This is a genomic window from Paenarthrobacter aromaticivorans, from assembly GCF_019038615.1.
In the GTDB taxonomy this organism is placed as follows: Bacteria; Actinomycetota; Actinomycetes; order Actinomycetales; family Micrococcaceae; genus Arthrobacter; species Arthrobacter aromaticivorans.
In genome coordinates this window covers 672,695-687,871 of sequence record NZ_JAHOPC010000001.1, presented here as the reverse complement: position 1 = coordinate 687,871, position 15,177 = coordinate 672,695, and the positions used below count along the sequence as shown (strand labels likewise).

At 61.5% G+C, this 15,177-nt stretch carries 16 protein-coding genes; 11 read left to right on the top strand and 5 right to left on the bottom strand.

The window, feature by feature from the left end:
- The first annotated feature begins 3 nt into the window (after positions 1–3).
- The 9 genes from KSW38_RS03295 (at position 4) to KSW38_RS03255 (ending at position 7,555) form a co-directional block, all read left to right on the top strand.
- Complete coding sequence (locus tag KSW38_RS03295; protein ID WP_216922651.1) at positions 4–372, top strand: urease subunit beta; 369 nt, start codon at positions 4–6, stop codon at positions 370–372.
- Complete coding sequence (gene ureC, locus KSW38_RS03290) at positions 369–2,099, top strand: urease subunit alpha (protein ID WP_216922643.1); 1,731 nt, start codon at positions 369–371, stop codon at positions 2,097–2,099. Before KSW38_RS03295 ends, ureC begins: the two co-directional genes overlap by 4 nt.
- Before the next feature lie 16 nt (positions 2,100–2,115).
- Positions 2,116–2,589 (top strand): urease accessory protein UreE, encoded by a 474-nt coding sequence (ureE, locus tag KSW38_RS03285; RefSeq protein WP_216922641.1) that lies wholly within the window; start codon positions 2,116–2,118, stop codon positions 2,587–2,589.
- A 192-nt stretch (positions 2,590–2,781) separates the two neighbouring features.
- Positions 2,782–3,453, top strand: coding sequence for an urease accessory protein UreF (locus KSW38_RS03280; RefSeq protein WP_216922639.1), 672 nt, complete (start codon positions 2,782–2,784; stop codon positions 3,451–3,453).
- An 11-nt stretch (positions 3,454–3,464) separates the two neighbouring features.
- A complete protein-coding gene (ureG, locus tag KSW38_RS03275; protein ID WP_216922637.1) occupies positions 3,465–4,082 on the top strand; it encodes an urease accessory protein UreG in 618 nt (205 codons plus the stop codon).
- 71 nt (positions 4,083–4,153) lie between these two features.
- Positions 4,154–5,035 (top strand): urease accessory protein UreD, encoded by an 882-nt coding sequence (locus KSW38_RS03270; RefSeq protein WP_216922865.1) that lies wholly within the window; start codon positions 4,154–4,156, stop codon positions 5,033–5,035.
- Positions 5,035–6,075, top strand: a complete 1,041-nt coding sequence (locus KSW38_RS03265) for a HoxN/HupN/NixA family nickel/cobalt transporter (RefSeq protein ID WP_216922635.1) — start codon at positions 5,035–5,037, stop codon at positions 6,073–6,075. The genes KSW38_RS03270 and KSW38_RS03265 overlap by 1 nt, the downstream gene beginning before the upstream one ends.
- A 69-nt stretch (positions 6,076–6,144) precedes the next feature.
- Positions 6,145–6,654 (top strand): RNA polymerase sigma factor, encoded by a 510-nt coding sequence (locus tag KSW38_RS03260; RefSeq protein ID WP_216922633.1) that lies wholly within the window; start codon positions 6,145–6,147, stop codon positions 6,652–6,654.
- 1 nt (position 6,655) lies between these two features.
- On the top strand, positions 6,656–7,555 hold the full coding sequence (locus KSW38_RS03255; RefSeq protein ID WP_216922631.1) for a hypothetical protein: 900 nt from the start codon (positions 6,656–6,658) through the stop codon (positions 7,553–7,555).
- 70 nt (positions 7,556–7,625) lie between these two features.
- Here KSW38_RS03255 and KSW38_RS03250 read toward each other — a convergent pair whose 3' ends face one another.
- Positions 7,626–10,391 (bottom strand): alpha-amylase family glycosyl hydrolase, encoded by a 2,766-nt coding sequence (locus KSW38_RS03250; protein ID WP_216922629.1) that lies wholly within the window; start codon positions 10,389–10,391, stop codon positions 7,626–7,628.
- A 321-nt stretch (positions 10,392–10,712) separates the two neighbouring features.
- On the opposite strand from KSW38_RS03250, the gene KSW38_RS03245 reads away from it, so the two are divergent.
- On the top strand, positions 10,713–10,910 hold the full coding sequence (locus KSW38_RS03245) for a hypothetical protein (RefSeq protein ID WP_216922627.1): 198 nt from the start codon (positions 10,713–10,715) through the stop codon (positions 10,908–10,910).
- Positions 10,907–11,137 (top strand): hypothetical protein, encoded by a 231-nt coding sequence (locus KSW38_RS03240; RefSeq protein ID WP_216922625.1) that lies wholly within the window; start codon positions 10,907–10,909, stop codon positions 11,135–11,137. Before KSW38_RS03245 ends, KSW38_RS03240 begins: the two co-directional genes overlap by 4 nt.
- Here the strand turns inward: KSW38_RS03240 and KSW38_RS03235 are convergent.
- From KSW38_RS03235 to KSW38_RS03220, 4 genes are all read right to left on the bottom strand, one after another.
- The gene (locus tag KSW38_RS03235; protein WP_216922623.1) at positions 11,134–12,183 is read right to left on the bottom strand and encodes a lactonase family protein; all 1,050 of its coding nucleotides are present in this window, start codon (positions 12,181–12,183) and stop codon (positions 11,134–11,136) included. The genes KSW38_RS03240 and KSW38_RS03235 overlap by 4 nt on opposite strands.
- Before the next feature lie 65 nt (positions 12,184–12,248).
- Entirely contained in the window at positions 12,249–13,079 is an 831-nt protein-coding gene (locus tag KSW38_RS03230) for an aldo/keto reductase (RefSeq protein ID WP_216922621.1), read from the bottom strand.
- Between the two features lie 83 nt (positions 13,080–13,162).
- The gene (locus KSW38_RS03225; RefSeq protein ID WP_216922619.1) at positions 13,163–14,185 is read right to left on the bottom strand and encodes an NAD-dependent epimerase/dehydratase family protein; all 1,023 of its coding nucleotides are present in this window, start codon (positions 14,183–14,185) and stop codon (positions 13,163–13,165) included.
- Positions 14,182–15,153 (bottom strand): aldo/keto reductase, encoded by a 972-nt coding sequence (locus KSW38_RS03220; RefSeq protein ID WP_216922617.1) that lies wholly within the window; start codon positions 15,151–15,153, stop codon positions 14,182–14,184. The genes KSW38_RS03225 and KSW38_RS03220 overlap by 4 nt, the downstream gene beginning before the upstream one ends.
- Positions 15,154–15,177: the final 24 nt, after the last annotated feature.

The window sequence follows — 15,177 nt, the reverse complement described above, 5'->3', positions numbered from 1 at the left end:
CCCATGATCCCCGGTGAATACAGGCTCCGCCCCGAGCCGGTCGCCTGCAACAGCGGCCGTGAGGCGATTGCCGTCGAAGTTGTCAATCGAGGTGACCGGCCCGTCCAGATCGGCTCGCACTACCACTTCGCCGAGGCCAACCGTGCCCTGGAGTTTGACCGTGAAGCGGCTTATGGCCGGCGTCTGGACATCCCCGCCGGTACCGCGGCCCGTTTCGAACCCGGCGACAAGAAGACCATTAACCTGGTGGAGTTGGCAGGTTTCCGCGAAGTTTTCGGCTTGAGCAACGCTGTCAACGGAAAGCTCGACGGCGGAACACGCCTTGGCGGGACCGCTCGCCCGGGCGTAGCCATGGAAGGAGACGCCGAGTGAGCTTCGAACTTCCCCGCCGGCAATACGCCGAGCTGTACGGCCCAACGACAGGTGACGCCATCCGTCTGGCAGACACCGAACTCTTCCTCGAAATCGAGAAGGACTACACGGTCTACGGGGAAGAAGTAGTCTTCGGCGGCGGCAAAGTAATCCGCGATGGCATGGGCCAAAACGGCCAGGCGACGCGCTCGGAGGACATCCCGGATACCGTCATCACCAACGTCATCGTCCTGGACTACTCAGGAATCTATAAAGCCGATGTCGCCCTGAAGGACGGCCACATTTTCAAGATCGGCAAAGCGGGCAACCCCCAGATCATGGACGGCGTGGACATCGTGATCGGTGCCAGCACGGAGATCATCGCCGGCGAACGGAAAATCCTCACAGCTGGCGGCATCGACACCCACATCCACTTCATTTCCCCCGAACAGGTTCCCACCGCACTCTGCAGCGGCGTCACCACGATGGTGGGCGGCGGCACCGGGCCTGCGGAAGGAACCAAAGCCACCACCATCACGCCCGGATCCTGGCATATCTCGCGGATGCTCCAGGCTGCCGAAGGGCTCCCCATCAACATCGGCCTGTTGGGCAAAGGCCACGCATCCGCCGTGGAGCCCCTTGCGGAGCAGATCCGCGCGGGTGCCGTAGGCCTGAAAGTCCATGAGGATTGGGGCTCCACCACGTCCTCCATCGACATGTCCCTGCGCGTGGCCGACGAATACGACGTCCAGGTGGCGATCCACACGGACACCCTCAACGAGTGCGGTTTCGTGGAAGACACCATCAACGCGATCGACGGCCGTGTGATCCACACCTTCCACACCGAGGGCGCCGGCGGCGGCCACGCGCCGGACATCATCAAGATTGCCGGGCTGCCCAACGTATTACCCGCGTCCACCAACCCGACGTTGCCGTACACCAAGAACACCATTGAAGAGCACTTGGACATGCTCATGGTCTGCCACCACCTCAACCCGGACATCCCGGAAGACGTGGCCTTCGCAGACTCCCGCATCCGTGCGGAAACCATCGCAGCCGAGGACGTCCTGCACGATCTTGGCGTCTTCGCCATCACGTCCTCGGACTCCCAGGCAATGGGCCGTGTGGGAGAAGTGATCATCAGGACCTGGCAAGTGGCTGATGCCATGAAACGGCAACGCGGGGTACTTCAGGATCCGTCCGGCGCTGTGCATGGTGCTGCAGATTCGGACAACTTCCGCCTCAAGCGCTACGTCGCCAAATACACCATCAACCCCGCCATCGCCCAGGGCATGGCCGACGTCATCGGCTCCGTGGAAGAAGGGAAATTCGCCGACCTGGTGTTGTGGGACCCCGCCTTCTTTGGAGTGAAACCCGAACTCGTCATCAAAGGCGGACAGATCGCCTACGCGCTCATGGGCGACTCCAACGCTTCCATTCCGACGCCCCAGCCCCGCACCATGCGGCCCATGTTCGCAACCTACGGCAAGGCACTCCAACAGACATCCATCACCTTCCTCTCCAAGGCAGCGATCGACGCCGGGGTGCCGGCCGAGCTTGGCCTCGAACGGATCATCCGGCCCGTCACCGGCATCAGGAACCTGCGCAAAGCCGACCTGAAGTTCAACGGCGAAACCCCGGACATCGTCGTCGACCCCGAAACCTACAAGGTGACAGTGGACGGCGTCGAAGCCACCTGCGAACCCTCCGACGTGCTGCCCATGGCGCAGCGCTACCACCTCTTCTAAACCCATAGGCGACCCCGTGATCATCGAAAAAATCCTCGGCAACCTCCACGAACACCCCGACGCCTATGCCGGCCACCACAAAGAAAAAGTCGTCCTCCCCAGCGCGCTGCTCGTCAAACGCATCCAACGCGTCACCACCGACCACGGCAAAGAACTCGGCATACGGCTCCCCACCGGATCCGGCGACCTGCGCGACGGCGACATCCTCGCCGTCGACGACACCAACCTCATCGTCATCTCCGTGCTGCCCACCGATGTCCTCGTCATTGCCCCTCGGAGCATCCACGAAATGGGGGTCGTCGCGCACTCCCTCGGCAACCGGCATCTGCAGGCACAGTTCTTCGACTCCCTGTCTGAGTACGGGGCCGACGTCATGGTGTGCCAGTATGACCACACCGTCGAGGACTATCTGAAGAGCGTCGGCGCCCCCTACGACAGGCAAGAGCGGGTCATGCCGGTGCCATTCCGCCATGCTGAGCATTCGCACTAAGCGTGTGTCCGAAAGCGGTTGCGGCTGGGGCGCCGCTCCGGATTTTGGGCCGTGCCCGTCCCCAGCCGCTCCCAACTTTCGCAAGCTCAAGTCGGGGCCCTCGCGGCAGTGGGCCCCCCGCGTGGCCCGCCACGCCGCGGCCCCCTTCCCAGCTCCGCTCCAGCGCGCAGTCGGCATCCCCGGCGGTGCGCTTTGAGTGCGACATATCAGCTGGCTCTTCAACAGTTGACGGACTCTGCGTTGCCTACGGGGGCGTTTGCTCATTCTTTGGGGTTTGAGGGCTACATCGAGCGTGGGCTTGTGGGGGATGAGGTTACGTTCGGCACTTGGCTCCATGCCTTCCTTGCGCAGCAGTTGACCTATTCGGATGGGTTGGCTGTGCGGTTCTTGTATGAGGGGGTGGATGTTGGTTTGTTGGATTCTGTTCTTTCTTCGCAGTTGTTGGCCCGGGAGGTGCGGGAGGCTTCTTTGAAAATGGGGGGACGGCTGCTGGAGATTGGTGGGGAGGTGTTTCCGTCGGCGGAGTTGGATCATTATCGGGATCTGGTTCGTGAGGGGGATGCTGTGGGGCATCAGCCCTTGGCCTTTGGCGTGATTGCGCGGTCATTGGGTGTTCCCTTTGAAGAGGCGCTTGCTGCGTATCTGTTTGCCACGGTTACTTCCTTGACGCAGAACGCCGTGCGCGCCATTCCGCTCGGACAGAACGCCGGGCAACGGGTACTTCGGCATGCGCACGACGCCGTTGCTGCCGCCGTCGAGGTTGTAGCACAACTGTGCTGGGACGACTTTGGGGCCGTGAGTCCCGGACTTGAAATTTCACAAATGCGGCACGAGCGGCAACGCGCCCGCATTTTCATGAGCTAACAGGAGGACACATGTCTGAACCCATCAAAATCGGCGTCGGGGGACCGGTCGGAGCCGGCAAGACACAACTCGTCGAGCGGATCACCCGGCACATGAGCGGCGACATTTCCATGGCCGCCATCACCAACGACATCTACACCATCGAAGACGCCAAAATCCTCGCGGCCAACGGCATCCTCCCCGAAGACCGCATCATCGGCGTCGAAACCGGCGGCTGCCCCCACACCGCAATCCGCGAAGACACCTCCATGAACACGGCAGCCATCGAAGAACTCAAAACCCGGCACCCCGACCTCCAAGTGATCTTCGTCGAATCCGGCGGCGACAACCTCTCAGCCACCTTCAGCCCCGAACTCGTCGACTTCTCCATCTACATCATCGACGTAGCCCAAGGCGAAAAAATCCCCCGCAAAGCCGGCCAAGGGATGATCAAATCCGACCTCTTCATCATCAACAAAACGGACCTTGCGCCCCACGTTGGAGCGGACCTCTCAGTGATGGAGCGGGACTCCAAGGAATTCCGCGGCAACAAGCCCTTCTGCTTCACGAACCTGAAGACCGACGAAGGCTTGGACGCCGTCCTGAACTGGATCCGCCGGGACGTCCTGATGCTCGACTTGGCCGTATGACCACGCCCAAGTCCACTCTCATCTCACCAGGGGCGGCGCCCGCGGATGAAGGGGGCCGTGCCCGCTTCGCGATGCCCGCCACGCCGCGGCCCCCTTCATCCGCGTCCGCTGATCGCCCCGTGCGGGGGCGGCTTGAGCTTTGCGTCAGTGTGCGTGGCGGGAGGTCTGTTGCTTCTCGGCAGTTTCATGAGGGCGCTTTGAGAGTGTTGCGGCCGCACTACCTGGATCAGAGTGGGCAGGTTTGTTACGTCATGGTGAATTCTGGCGGGGCGTATTTGGGGGCGGATTTGTTTGTTGTTGACGTGGAGGTCGAGGCTGGGGCGGATCTTTTGTTGACTACGCAGTCGGCTACGAAGGTTTATCGGACTCCGGGGTCGTTTGCTGAACAACGGATGCATGTGCGGCTGGGGGAGGGGGCGCGGTTGGAGTTGTTGCCCGACCAGTTGATCGCCTACCGGGAGGCGAGCTATCGGCAGAATTCGCGTATCAGTCTCCACCCGACGTCGAGCCTTGTCATGGCCGAGGTGGTCACGCCGGGATGGTCGCCGGACGGCGGGGTGTTCCGGTATGAGGAGTTGCGGCTGCGTAATGAGATTCATGTGGAAACCGGGGAGGAATCCCGGCTATTGGCCCTCGATAACCTCCTGATACGGCCGCCGCTGGGTGATGTAACTGGCTTGGGGTTCATGGAGGGTTTCAGCCACCTGGGATCGTTGGTGGTTGTTGATCCGAGGGTGGACCAGCAGCTTGCGGACGAGCTGTACCACGTGACGCGGGAGCACGATGCTTACACGGGCGTGTCGCTGACCAATAGTGTTGGAGGGACCACGGGGCTTGTGCTGAGATCGTTGTCCAACAGCACCGATGAACTCCAAAATTTGCTGGGCTCTCTCACTAGCGTTCTCCGTGAACGTTGGTATGGTCAGGGATCCGTGAACTTGAGGAAGTATTGATGCCTGCGCTGATGGAGTTCGCCGCCATGTACCGGGATCGGGAGAAGTTGCCACTGCGCACGCGGCTACTTTTCACGTTCGGGGCGGTCGGCGCCCTGCACGTTGCCGCCGTCGTGCTTTTGCTGCTGGGTTCGGCAGGGGCGGCGCAGCCTTTGGCGCTCGGCTTGGTGATCACCGCCTACGTGGCCGGAATCAAGCACAGCTACGACTGGGACCACATCGCTGCGATCGATAACTCCACGCGCAAGTTCGTCGCGCAGCGCAAGGATCCAGTGAGCGTCGGCTTCGCTTTCAGCCTGGGCCACAGTTCCGTGGTCATCCTGGCGGGGCTCCTCGTGGTGGCGGGCGCAACGTTGATAGGCCAATTCATGGAGGACGGCACGGCGGGCAACAAGGTGCTGGGCTTGATCGGTAGCGGAGTGTCGGGTTTGTTCCTGCTGGGAATGGGCCTCTTCAACGGCTCTGCATTCATGCGTGCCACGCAGGTGTACTGGCGCGTCCAGGCGGGTGCAGCGATCAGTGAAGAAGACCTTGAGGCCAAAGGATTCGTTGCCCGGTTGCTGGCCAAGCCGCTGTCAAAGGTGGAGCGGCCGCGGAACATCTACGTGATCGGTTTCCTCTTCGGGCTCGGCTTCGATACGGCCACCACCATCGGACTACTTGTTATCACCACGACGGCGTCAATCGCCGGAGTCTCGCCCTTTGCCTTGATGGCGCTCCCGTTCGCGTTCGCCGCGGCCATGACGTTGTGCGATTCCATCAACGGCGTGGCCATGATGAAAATGTACAGCTCGGCCATCAAGGACCCCCAGCGCAAGCTTGGCTTCAATGTGGTGATCACCGGCATTTCGGCTGTCTCGGCCCTGTTCATCTCCTTGATCACGCTCGGGGGATTCGTCAACGCGGCGTTTGAACTCGAGGACCCGCTGACTACGTGGCTGGGAGGGATCGAGCTTGGCGACGCAGGCCTGGTCCTGGTGTGCCTGTTCCTGATCGCGTGGGCGCTTTCTGGCTGGCGTAAATTCTCCCAGCGCATGTAACCACAAGACCCCGGCCGGAAACTATAGAAGTATCCTGCAGTTCAGGACACTACTTTCAGGGGGAAAATCGTGCTTTCCGAGCGCGAACTGGCGTTTATCGCCATTCACAAAAACAGCTATCCGTCCGTTTTCAGATTTGTCCGCCGCAGGGTGGAATCGGCGGAAATTGCCGAAGAAATCGCGGCGGACGTTTTCCGGGTCATCTGGCAAAAATGGGACGACGACTCCCAACCCGACCTCCCGTATCTGCTCACTGTCGCCCGCAATCTCGTGGGGAATGCCTACCGGAGTCGTGATCGCCAACAGGCGCTGCAGGAAAAGCTACGCACGACGGCGGTGGAGCGTTTCGGGGACGACTCCGAGAACGTCGTGGTACAGGATGCCATGGCCCGGCTCCGCGAACAGGACCGGGACATCCTCCAGCTGGCGTATTGGGATGGCTTGGGCTGCGCCGAAATCGCGCGGGTTCTGAACTGCAGTGAATCCGCAGCGAAGGTCCGCTTGCACCGCGCACGTGGTGCTTTCCGGAAACAGATGCCTGCAGGTGTCGAAACGACTACACACAAGATGGGAGTCTGAGATGGACCAGATCAAGAGCCAGATTTCCTCGATCGACCCTCTTGCCCAGGAACCAGAGGCCGAAATCAACGGCGAAGAAGCCTTGGCCCGGATGCTGACAGGCCCTCGGGTGTTCAGTGACACTGTGCCGGCTGGCGTGAGCTCGCTCCAAGATCGCAGGAACCGAAAAGTCCGGATTGCCGGAGCGCTGTTGCTGGGAGCGGCCGCTGTCACTGCCGGTGTCCTCGTGGCGGCCAACTTTGGGCCAATCAGCTCGACGCCGGCTCCGGCAGTCACCGTCACCACACCTGAGCCAACGCCAACCGTGCCGCCAGTTGCAGCATTGCAAAAGTTCACCTTCCCGGATGGACACATCTCCTTCAACTACCCGAGCGGTTGGACTGTCCAGACGGAGCAGGGGCCCTACCTTTCGGAGGAAACGAAGGCCGCATCCCAAGGGGCCACGCTCCTGGACAGCGCGGGCGCCGAGGTGGCCCGCATCAATAGCGGCTTCTACGGAGATGGCACGGGAGGCCTGGTGGATCGGACAGTCCTCGACCGGGCAGTGGTTCCGGGAGTGACGGATACAGCCGGAAACCAGGTGGAATTCGGTTTCTCTTTGAATCAAATAATGAACATCGACTACGACGCCGCTAACGGGGGGATGCCCACCGCCAAGGGGCCCTCCGACTCGCCTCCGTTTTACGTCATGGATGTCCGGCTGTCCTCTGAGCTTCAACCGGGGCAGACTACCTCCGGCACCAACCAGATCAGAATGCCCAACGGATTCATGAACGCATACGTCGTGTTCGATTTCGACAAGCAGCCCACCTTCGCCACCCCTGAAGCAGCGAAGGCCTGGATGGGAAGCACGCAGTACGCCCAGTTGAAGGCGATGCTCCTGAGCGTGAGCTACAACTAGGAACCCCATCTGAGTAGCAGCTGATGCCCTTTTGAGCGTTCAAAAGGGCATCAGCTGCTACGTAGTTGGGCTAGCGGGTGGTCAGCAGATGGCTGGCGGGGTCGTACCGGAAGGTGACCGCGCCGCCGTCGTGCTTAAGGGCTATGTTGCTGCCGTTCGCGGCGCCGCCCAAACCGTAGTTCTCAGCCCACGAGCCGTTGATCGCGGCTTTGAACTCGTAGTTCCCTGCAGGGAGGTCCGGCACTGCGAGCTTCCAGATGCCATCGGCAGGATCCAACGCAAGCTGGGCCTGTGGGCAATCAGGCATCCAGTCGCCGGCACAACCGAGCTCGGAGTTCAGGCTACCGGGAACGGATACGGCAGCGGGTTGCTGACCGGCAACCGCCGCGGTAATCAGGTTCGTTGCGTGGTCGTAGAGGAACGTGACAGCGCCGCCACTGTGCGTGAACACCACATTCGGTCCGTTCAGAACGCCACCCGCTCCGTAGTTCTCGTCCCACGAACCGTTGATCGCGGCCTTGAACTCATACGTTCCTGCCGGGAGGTTCGGGACGTTCAGCTGCCACAGACGGTGCGTTGGTTCGTAAGTCATCGACGCCTGCTCACACGACGGCTGCCAATCCTCCGTGCAGCCAAGCTCGGTGTTGAGGCTGTCTGCAACGGTCACGGTTTCGGGCTGCACAGGCTCACCCACCACGCCACTCCGCGGCTCGCTCGCGGAGGTCTGTCCCCTGTTGTCCAGCACCACCGCGCGATACTCCACTGACGCGCCCGACTCCAGGGAAGATACGTCGTGGAACACCTGGTACGGCGCGTTGTCATCCGTGCCAATCGACTGCCATTCGCCGCCCGCCGTCCGCGCCTGGAAAGTGACTTCGTAGAACGATTTACCGTCGACGTCGGCCGCCACCTTCAGGCGGGAAGGGTCACCAGCAGCCGTAACCGGCTTCTTGAGTACGACGCCGGGTGCCGCCTTGGATTGCGCGAGTCGCCCCGCTGCTTGGTACACCACGGTTGAAAGCGGAGGCACTGTGACGGTCAGTTTCGCCTGCGTGTCAGTCTTTGCGTCGGCCGCAGCGTCGCCATAAACGAGGTTGAACGGCTGCTTCGCCTCGTACGTCGGGATCTCGGCTGTCTGCGCGCTCTCGCTGTTGTTCACGGCAACCACGTACTCACGTTGCTCTTTGGCATCGATGCGCGAGAAGGCGTAAATCCCGGGGCCGTCGGCGGCGTACCGGTTCTGCTGTGCGCCGCTGCGGAGGGTGGGGTGCTCGGCGGTGAGTGCAGCAAGTTCGCTGATCTTCTTGTACAGCGGGTGCCCGGTATCGAAGTTGTCTGTTGCATGCGTAGCGCTGGTGCCCAGAAGGTCGTCGTCAAGATATTCCTGAACCTTGCTGGCAAACATCGATTGGCGCGAGTCCTGGTCCCCACCTGCCCCCGTGAATCCTTGCTCGTCTCCGTAGTAGACAACGGGGTTACCCCGGGAGAAATACATCAGCTCGTGGGCGAGTTCATGGCGCTCGACGAGTTCGGCGTCGGAGGCCCCGGCGTTGTCCTGGGCGATGAACGTGCCGATACGGCCCATGTCGTGGTTTCCCAGGAAGGTGGGCAGCTGGTAGGCGTTGGAATCCGCATCCGTGTACCAGTCATCTCCGTTGAAGAACTCGGCCAAACCACTGGCCTTGCTGCTCTGGGAAGCGAAGCTGCGGGCAGCTCCCTGAAAACCGAAGTCGAGCACGGCCTGCATTTTGTTCCTGGTGGTGAATTTGGACGTGACGCTCTTTGAGGTGTCGAAGACCTCGCCAAACATGAAGAATTCGTCCTTGCCCTGCTCCTTGGCGTAGCTCAGGACCTGGGGGCCGAACTGCTGCCAGAATTCATCGTTGACGTGCTTCATGGTGTCGATGCGGAAGCCGTCGATGCCGAAGTCACGGATCCAGCTCTTGTAGACATCAACGAAGCCGTTGACCACGCGGGGATTCTCCGTGAACAGATCGTCCAAGCCGAAGAAGTCGCCGTAGAGCGCGTCCTCGCCGGAAAAGGTCGTGTTTCCCCGGTTGTGATAGAGCGTGGGATCGTTGAGCCAGGCGGGAACTTTGACGTCCTTCTCGGTTTCAGGGACCACCGGCGTGTAGGGGAAGGAAGTGGCTGGATCCAGCGCTGGAAAGTCCTGCGTGCCGGCGTAGTCGTGGTCATCGAAAGCCTCACCGGCCGCCGTGCGGTACGGTTCGCTTTCCTTGGAAACGTACAGCGCTGACTCAGACTCCTGATACTGGATCACGTCCGCAGTGTGGTTGGTGATGATGTCGAAGTAGACCTTTATGCCGCGGGCATGGGCCGCTTCGATGAGTGTCTTAAGTTCAGCGTTCGTGCCCAGGTGGGGGTCGATCTGCGTGAAGTCCGTAACCCAGTACCCGTGGTAGCCAGCTGAGCTGTTGTCCAACTCGCCACCGCCCTGGACTGCCTTGTTCTTGAAGCTTGGCGTGAGCCAGAGGGCGTTGGTTCCCAAACCCTGGATGTAGTCCAAACGGTCCTGGAGGCCCTTCAGGTCACCACCGTTGTAGAAGCCCTTGCGGGTGGGGTCGTAGCCGGACACCATCGGGTCGGGGCCCAGTCCGCCGTCGTCGTTGGCTTTCGTGCCGTTGTTGAAGCGGTCAGCCATGACGAAGTAGAAGTTCTGATTGCTGACGCCGCCGCGGATCGAGTGTTGGGCGGCGGGATCGGGGCTTGGTTTCTTGGTGGTGGCGGCGCTCGCGGGGAGAACGGTGGAAGCCGTCACCACTGCGGTGGCGAGTACGACGGCGGGAACAATGGATCTATAGCTGCGAGATAGCAAGTGATGGAACCTTCCGCTAAACGACTCTGTTGTGTGGCAACTCACAACTGTAAGCGCTTGCGGTGCCTTGATCCAGAGAATTAGATGATTTTCTGCATTTGAAGAGCTATTACGCGGCCAATACTGGAAGCGTTTGCAGTGCTCGTAGCCGAGGACGAGCCCAAATCCTGTTGTTCGCCTGCATGACACCATGCGGAAATGCTATGCAATTGCCTATAACGAAGCGTCTATGACTTGCATAGGGTTGAGGAGATCTGCTTCACACCAGGCACTGCTTCACAGCATGCAGCGCCCTGAACTACCCAAGGATGAGTTTCAACGATGAAGAGCATCGCCCTCCTGCGCGAACGAGCCACCCGAGTCATGCCCACCGGTTCCCACTGCCCGGCCTCGGGTTTGTGGAGCCCGGACGCTGAGCCCGACGCCGTCCTGGTGTTTGCCGAAGGTCACGTCCTCCCCGCGCATAACGGATTGCCCACAGTCTGGCGGCTTCGGACCGCCGGCGAAGTCCAAGCATGACCAGCTCCATTCTGAACAGGCCCGCCGACTACCGGCACGTGCCGGCCGCCCAGTGGACTGAACTGGGCGCCGGGGATCGCGTCTGGATCTACGATGTCGCCTGGGGTGCAGGTACGGGCCGTGTTGACGACGTTTCCCACCATCAGGAACTGCTGTGGGTGGTCCTTGAACCGACTGGCCGTAAGCTGTTCTGCGGAACGGACGACGTCCAGGTCTGGGCGGCCTAAGCCGCCGGAACCAGCACGCTCGGGGACCCCGTCTCGATCCTGCCCAGGGGCCCGTCGGGCAGGCCGGTTTCGGGGTCGAGCCTGAAACTCAGGACATCGTTGGAACCTTCATGGGCCACCAAGAGCCAGCCGTTGTGGACCAGGTGGTGCCGCGGCCAATCGCCCCCGCTTGGTACATCGGCCAGGGGTGTCACGTCCGTGCCCTGTGCGCCCACCTTCAGGACACAGATCCGGTTGGAGCCGCGGACTCCCACGTAGACGAACCGACCGTCAGTGGACATTGCAATCTCGGCGGCGGAGTCGCCGTCGAACGCTTTGTTGACGCTGGCGGGAACCACGGCCGTGAGTTCGTAGACTCCTTGGGGTTCGGCCCTGAGGGCTGCAACCTCAATCGAGTACTCCGTGTCGATGAAAACCGTACCGCTGGGATGCCGCACCATGTGACGCGGGCCGGAGCCCTTGGGCAGGATCACGTGGTGATCGGGCAACAGACCCCGGCCTGGCTCATATCCCCAAACCCTCGCAAGATCGTGCCCGAGGTCCGTGGTCATGACTCGACCATCGGGAAGCATGAGGCTTGAGTGTGCGCGGCTGGGCCGCGGCTCGTCGGTGGGTCCGGTCTGATGGGGGTCGACGGCGGCTTCCGCGCTAGTTCGCGAGGTGATGGCGCCGTCGTGGTCCAGTTCGTAAAGAATGACCTGGCCGTCGCCCCAGCAGGTAACCACAACGAACCGGCCCTGTGGATCAGCCGCGACGTGGCAAGCAGCCTCGCCCGCCAGCCACGGCTCGCCCATTGGCTCCAGTTCAGCGGTGCCGGTACGGCGGTAGGCCCGTACCATCTTGCCTTCCTCGGCCACGGCATAGAGCACAGGGAGGGTTGGGTGAATGGCGAGGAAGGACGGCGAGTTCGCTGGCACAGCCAGGCCAAGCCAAGTGAGTTTCCCGTCTGTATCCAGCGTGATGGCGCCGATTCCTTCGCCATTTCCATTCCGGTCCGCGGTGTAGGACCCGGTCCAGATGAGTGTTTCTGTGCCTGCTGTTTCCATGTTGAGTTCCCCCACGCTTAGTGTCCCAGTCCCTTAGTGTCCCAGTCCCTTAGTGTCCCTGCTCCCTAGTGTCCCTGCACATCCGAGTCGACGCCGGCATCAGGACCGGCGTCCAGGGTTTGTAGCCTTCTAAGGTCATCCTGGTCCAGCTCGAAGCCGAAGACGTCAAGGTTCTCCCGCATCCTCTGGGGATTGGCGGTCTTGGGGATGGCAACCAGGCCCTGCTGGACGTGCCAACGGAGAACCACCTGGCCCGGCGTCCTTCCATGCTTGTTGCCAATGCTTGCCAGAACCGGGGCATTCAGGAGGTCGCTGCTGGCGCCTAGTGGACTGTACGATTCCGTGACAATCCCGTGCTGCTCGTTGAACGCGATGGCAACAGGACGCGGGATGGCGGGATTGACCTGAATCTGGTTGACCGCTGGAACAACATCCGTTTCCCGGAACAGCCGGTCAAGGTGCGAGGGCTTGAAATTGGAAACACCGATGGAACGCACCTTGCCCGATGCCTGAAGTTCCTCGAAGGTCTTCCACGTTGAGACGAACTCGTCTCGGCGGGGGAGCGGCCAATGGATCAGCAGCAAGTCAACGTAGTCCAGACCCAGGCGTTCCAGCGAGCCATCGAGCCCAGCCGCTGCCTTGCCCGAGCCTTGAAACCCACCGTCCAGTTTGGTGGTGACGAAGAGTTCGCCCCGGGCCACGCCGGAGGCGCGAATGCCGTTGCCCACTCCCGTCTCGTTGCCGTATTTAACCGCCGTATCAATGTGTCGATAGCCGCAGGAAACAGCTTCCACTACGGCGTCAGCAACCTGGGCATCATCCAAGGGCCATGTACCCAACCCCAACTGCGGGATCTTGTAGCCGTCGTTGAGTTCAATGAGCGGGGCAAGTGTCATGAGCATGATCTCCTCTACTGCTTGAATCTCCACCGGCGGGTCTCTTTGCTGTTCTACGCTGGCCAATGGCTGCTTGGCAACAGCTACCGCCGAGACCACTCATAGAGCCGATCGCTCAGCTCCATGAAGTCTTCCGCAACTACCTGCAGCCCGGGATGCTGATCGTGCCAGTCGATGATCTCCCTCGCACCGTCCGCGAAAGGGATGGTTGCGTGGTAATCCGGCACGAGTGCTTTGATCTTGGAGTTATCGAACACCACCGAGTGCGAGCGGTCACCCAAGAGGTTGGGGCCAAGCTCTTTGCTATGCGCGGCGATGGTCTCGGAGGAAACATGAAACAGCTCGGGTTCTTCAACCCCGCCTGCCCGGGCGAAGAGACGATAGATCTGGTTCCACGGCAAGAACTCGTCTGAAGTAATGGTGTAGCTTTCACCGACAGCCTGCGGCCTTCCCAAGAGCCCAACGAAGGCCTTGGCGAAATCACGGCTGTGGGTCAGCGTCCCCAGGGAGGTCCCGTCCCCATGGACCAACACCGGCATTCCCGCGCGCATGCGGTGAATGTCAGTCCAACCACCCACCAGCGCGATCTTGGTCCGGTCATAGGTGTGCGATGGCCGGACCACAGTGACAGGGAAGTCCTGCTCGCGGTAGGCCTCAAACAACAACTCCTCACACGCAATCTTGTCCTGCGAGTACTTCCAAAACGGGTTCTTCAGGGGAGTGGATTCCCTGATGGGCAGGGTGCTGGGCGGCTTTTGGTAAGCCGAGGCGGAACTGATGAAAACGTACTGACCAGTCTTCCCCCGGAACATCTCCAAGCCGGCCCGCGCATGAGCCGGTGTGAACGAGATGAAGTCGGCCACGGCGTCGTACTCCCTTCCGCGAAGAACCTCCCGCACAGCCTCGGTGTCCCGGATGTCCGCGTGGAGCACCTCGGCGCCTTCGGGAACCGGCCGCCCGGCTGACCGTCCCCTGTTGAGGATGGTCAGCCGGTGGCCCAGCGCGACGGCGCGGTCAGCCGCAGCCGCACTGATGACGCCGGTCCCGCCGATGAACAGGATGTTCCGCGGCCGGACGGTGTCCGCTTGTGGGAGGAGGCTGCTCACCAGGCGTAGTCCTCCGGGGCGGTGCGGTGGCCAGGGAAGATGTCATCGAGGCGCTTGAGCGCATCCTCGTTGAGGGTCACGTCCAGGGCGCGGATTGCGGCGTCCAGTTGCTCCTGGGTGCGCGGTCCCACGATCGGCGCCGTCACGGCAGGCTGATGAAGCAGCCAAGCCAGGGCGACATCGCCGGGCTTCTGGCCCAGCTCATCGGCAAAATCCTCGTACTGACGGATCTGGTCCTCATGCTTCTTGAGGGTTTCCAGTGCCCGGCCCTCAGCGCGGCGGACGCCCTGCTCTTCTTTCTTCAGCACCCCACCCAACAAGCCGCCCTGCAAAGGCGACCACGGGATCAGGCCAAGGCCATAATGCTGCGCGGCGGGGATGACCTCAAGCTCCAGCTCACGCCGGAAGAGGTTGTAGATGGACTGCTCGCTGACCAGGCCGGTGTAATTCCGCCTGCGAGCGGCTTCCTGGGCCTGGGCAATGTGCCAGCCAGCAAAGTTGCTGCTGCCCGAATACACGATCTTGCCCTGCTGGACGGCTACTTCGATTGCCTGCCAGATCTCATCCCACGGTGTTTGACGATCGATGTGATGGAACTGGTAGATATCGATGTAGTCCGTCTGCAGGCGCTTCAGGCTGGCATCCAGGGCGCGGCGGATGTTCAGTGCGGAGAGCTTTGATTCATTGGGACGATCCGTCATGGTGCCGTAAAGCTTGGTGGCCAGCACTGTCCGTTCCCGGCGCTCGCCGCCCTTCGCGAACCAGCGCCCGATGATTTCCTCGGTCCATCCCCGGTGGCCCGTACCACCGTAAACGTTGGCGGTATCGAAGAAGTTGATGCCGGAATCCAATGCGGAATCCATGATGGAGTGCGCCGTTGCTTCGTCCGTCTGGGGGCCGAAGTTCATGGTGCCCAGGCAGAGGCGTGAAACTTTCAGGCCGGAACGGCCAAGGTGGGTGTGCTGCATGCTGTTGTTTCCTTTTTGGTTTGT

What these genes read in the sequence shown, in the direction of transcription:
- ureG (WP_216922637.1), top strand. Translation starts at nt 3,465, where the DNA reads ATGTCTGAACCCATCAAAATCGGCGTCGGGGGACCGGTCGGAGCCGGC.
- KSW38_RS03220 (WP_216922617.1), bottom strand. Translation starts at nt 15,153, where the DNA reads ATGCAGCACACCCACCTTGGCCGTTCCGGCCTGAAAGTTTCACGCCTC.
- KSW38_RS03230 (WP_216922621.1), bottom strand. Translation starts at nt 13,079, where the DNA reads ATGACACTTGCCCCGCTCATTGAACTCAACGACGGCTACAAGATCCCG.
- KSW38_RS03240 (WP_216922625.1), top strand. Translation starts at nt 10,907, where the DNA reads ATGACCAGCTCCATTCTGAACAGGCCCGCCGACTACCGGCACGTGCCG.
- KSW38_RS03265 (WP_216922635.1), top strand. Translation starts at nt 5,035, where the DNA reads ATGCCTGCGCTGATGGAGTTCGCCGCCATGTACCGGGATCGGGAGAAG.
- KSW38_RS03235 (WP_216922623.1), bottom strand. Translation starts at nt 12,183, where the DNA reads ATGGAAACAGCAGGCACAGAAACACTCATCTGGACCGGGTCCTACACC.
- KSW38_RS03245 (WP_216922627.1), top strand. Translation starts at nt 10,713, where the DNA reads ATGAAGAGCATCGCCCTCCTGCGCGAACGAGCCACCCGAGTCATGCCC.
- KSW38_RS03270 (WP_216922865.1), top strand. Translation starts at nt 4,154, where the DNA reads ATGCCCGCCACGCCGCGGCCCCCTTCATCCGCGTCCGCTGATCGCCCC.
- KSW38_RS03295 (WP_216922651.1), top strand. Translation starts at nt 4, where the DNA reads ATGATCCCCGGTGAATACAGGCTCCGCCCCGAGCCGGTCGCCTGCAAC.
- KSW38_RS03255 (WP_216922631.1), top strand. Translation starts at nt 6,656, where the DNA reads ATGGACCAGATCAAGAGCCAGATTTCCTCGATCGACCCTCTTGCCCAG.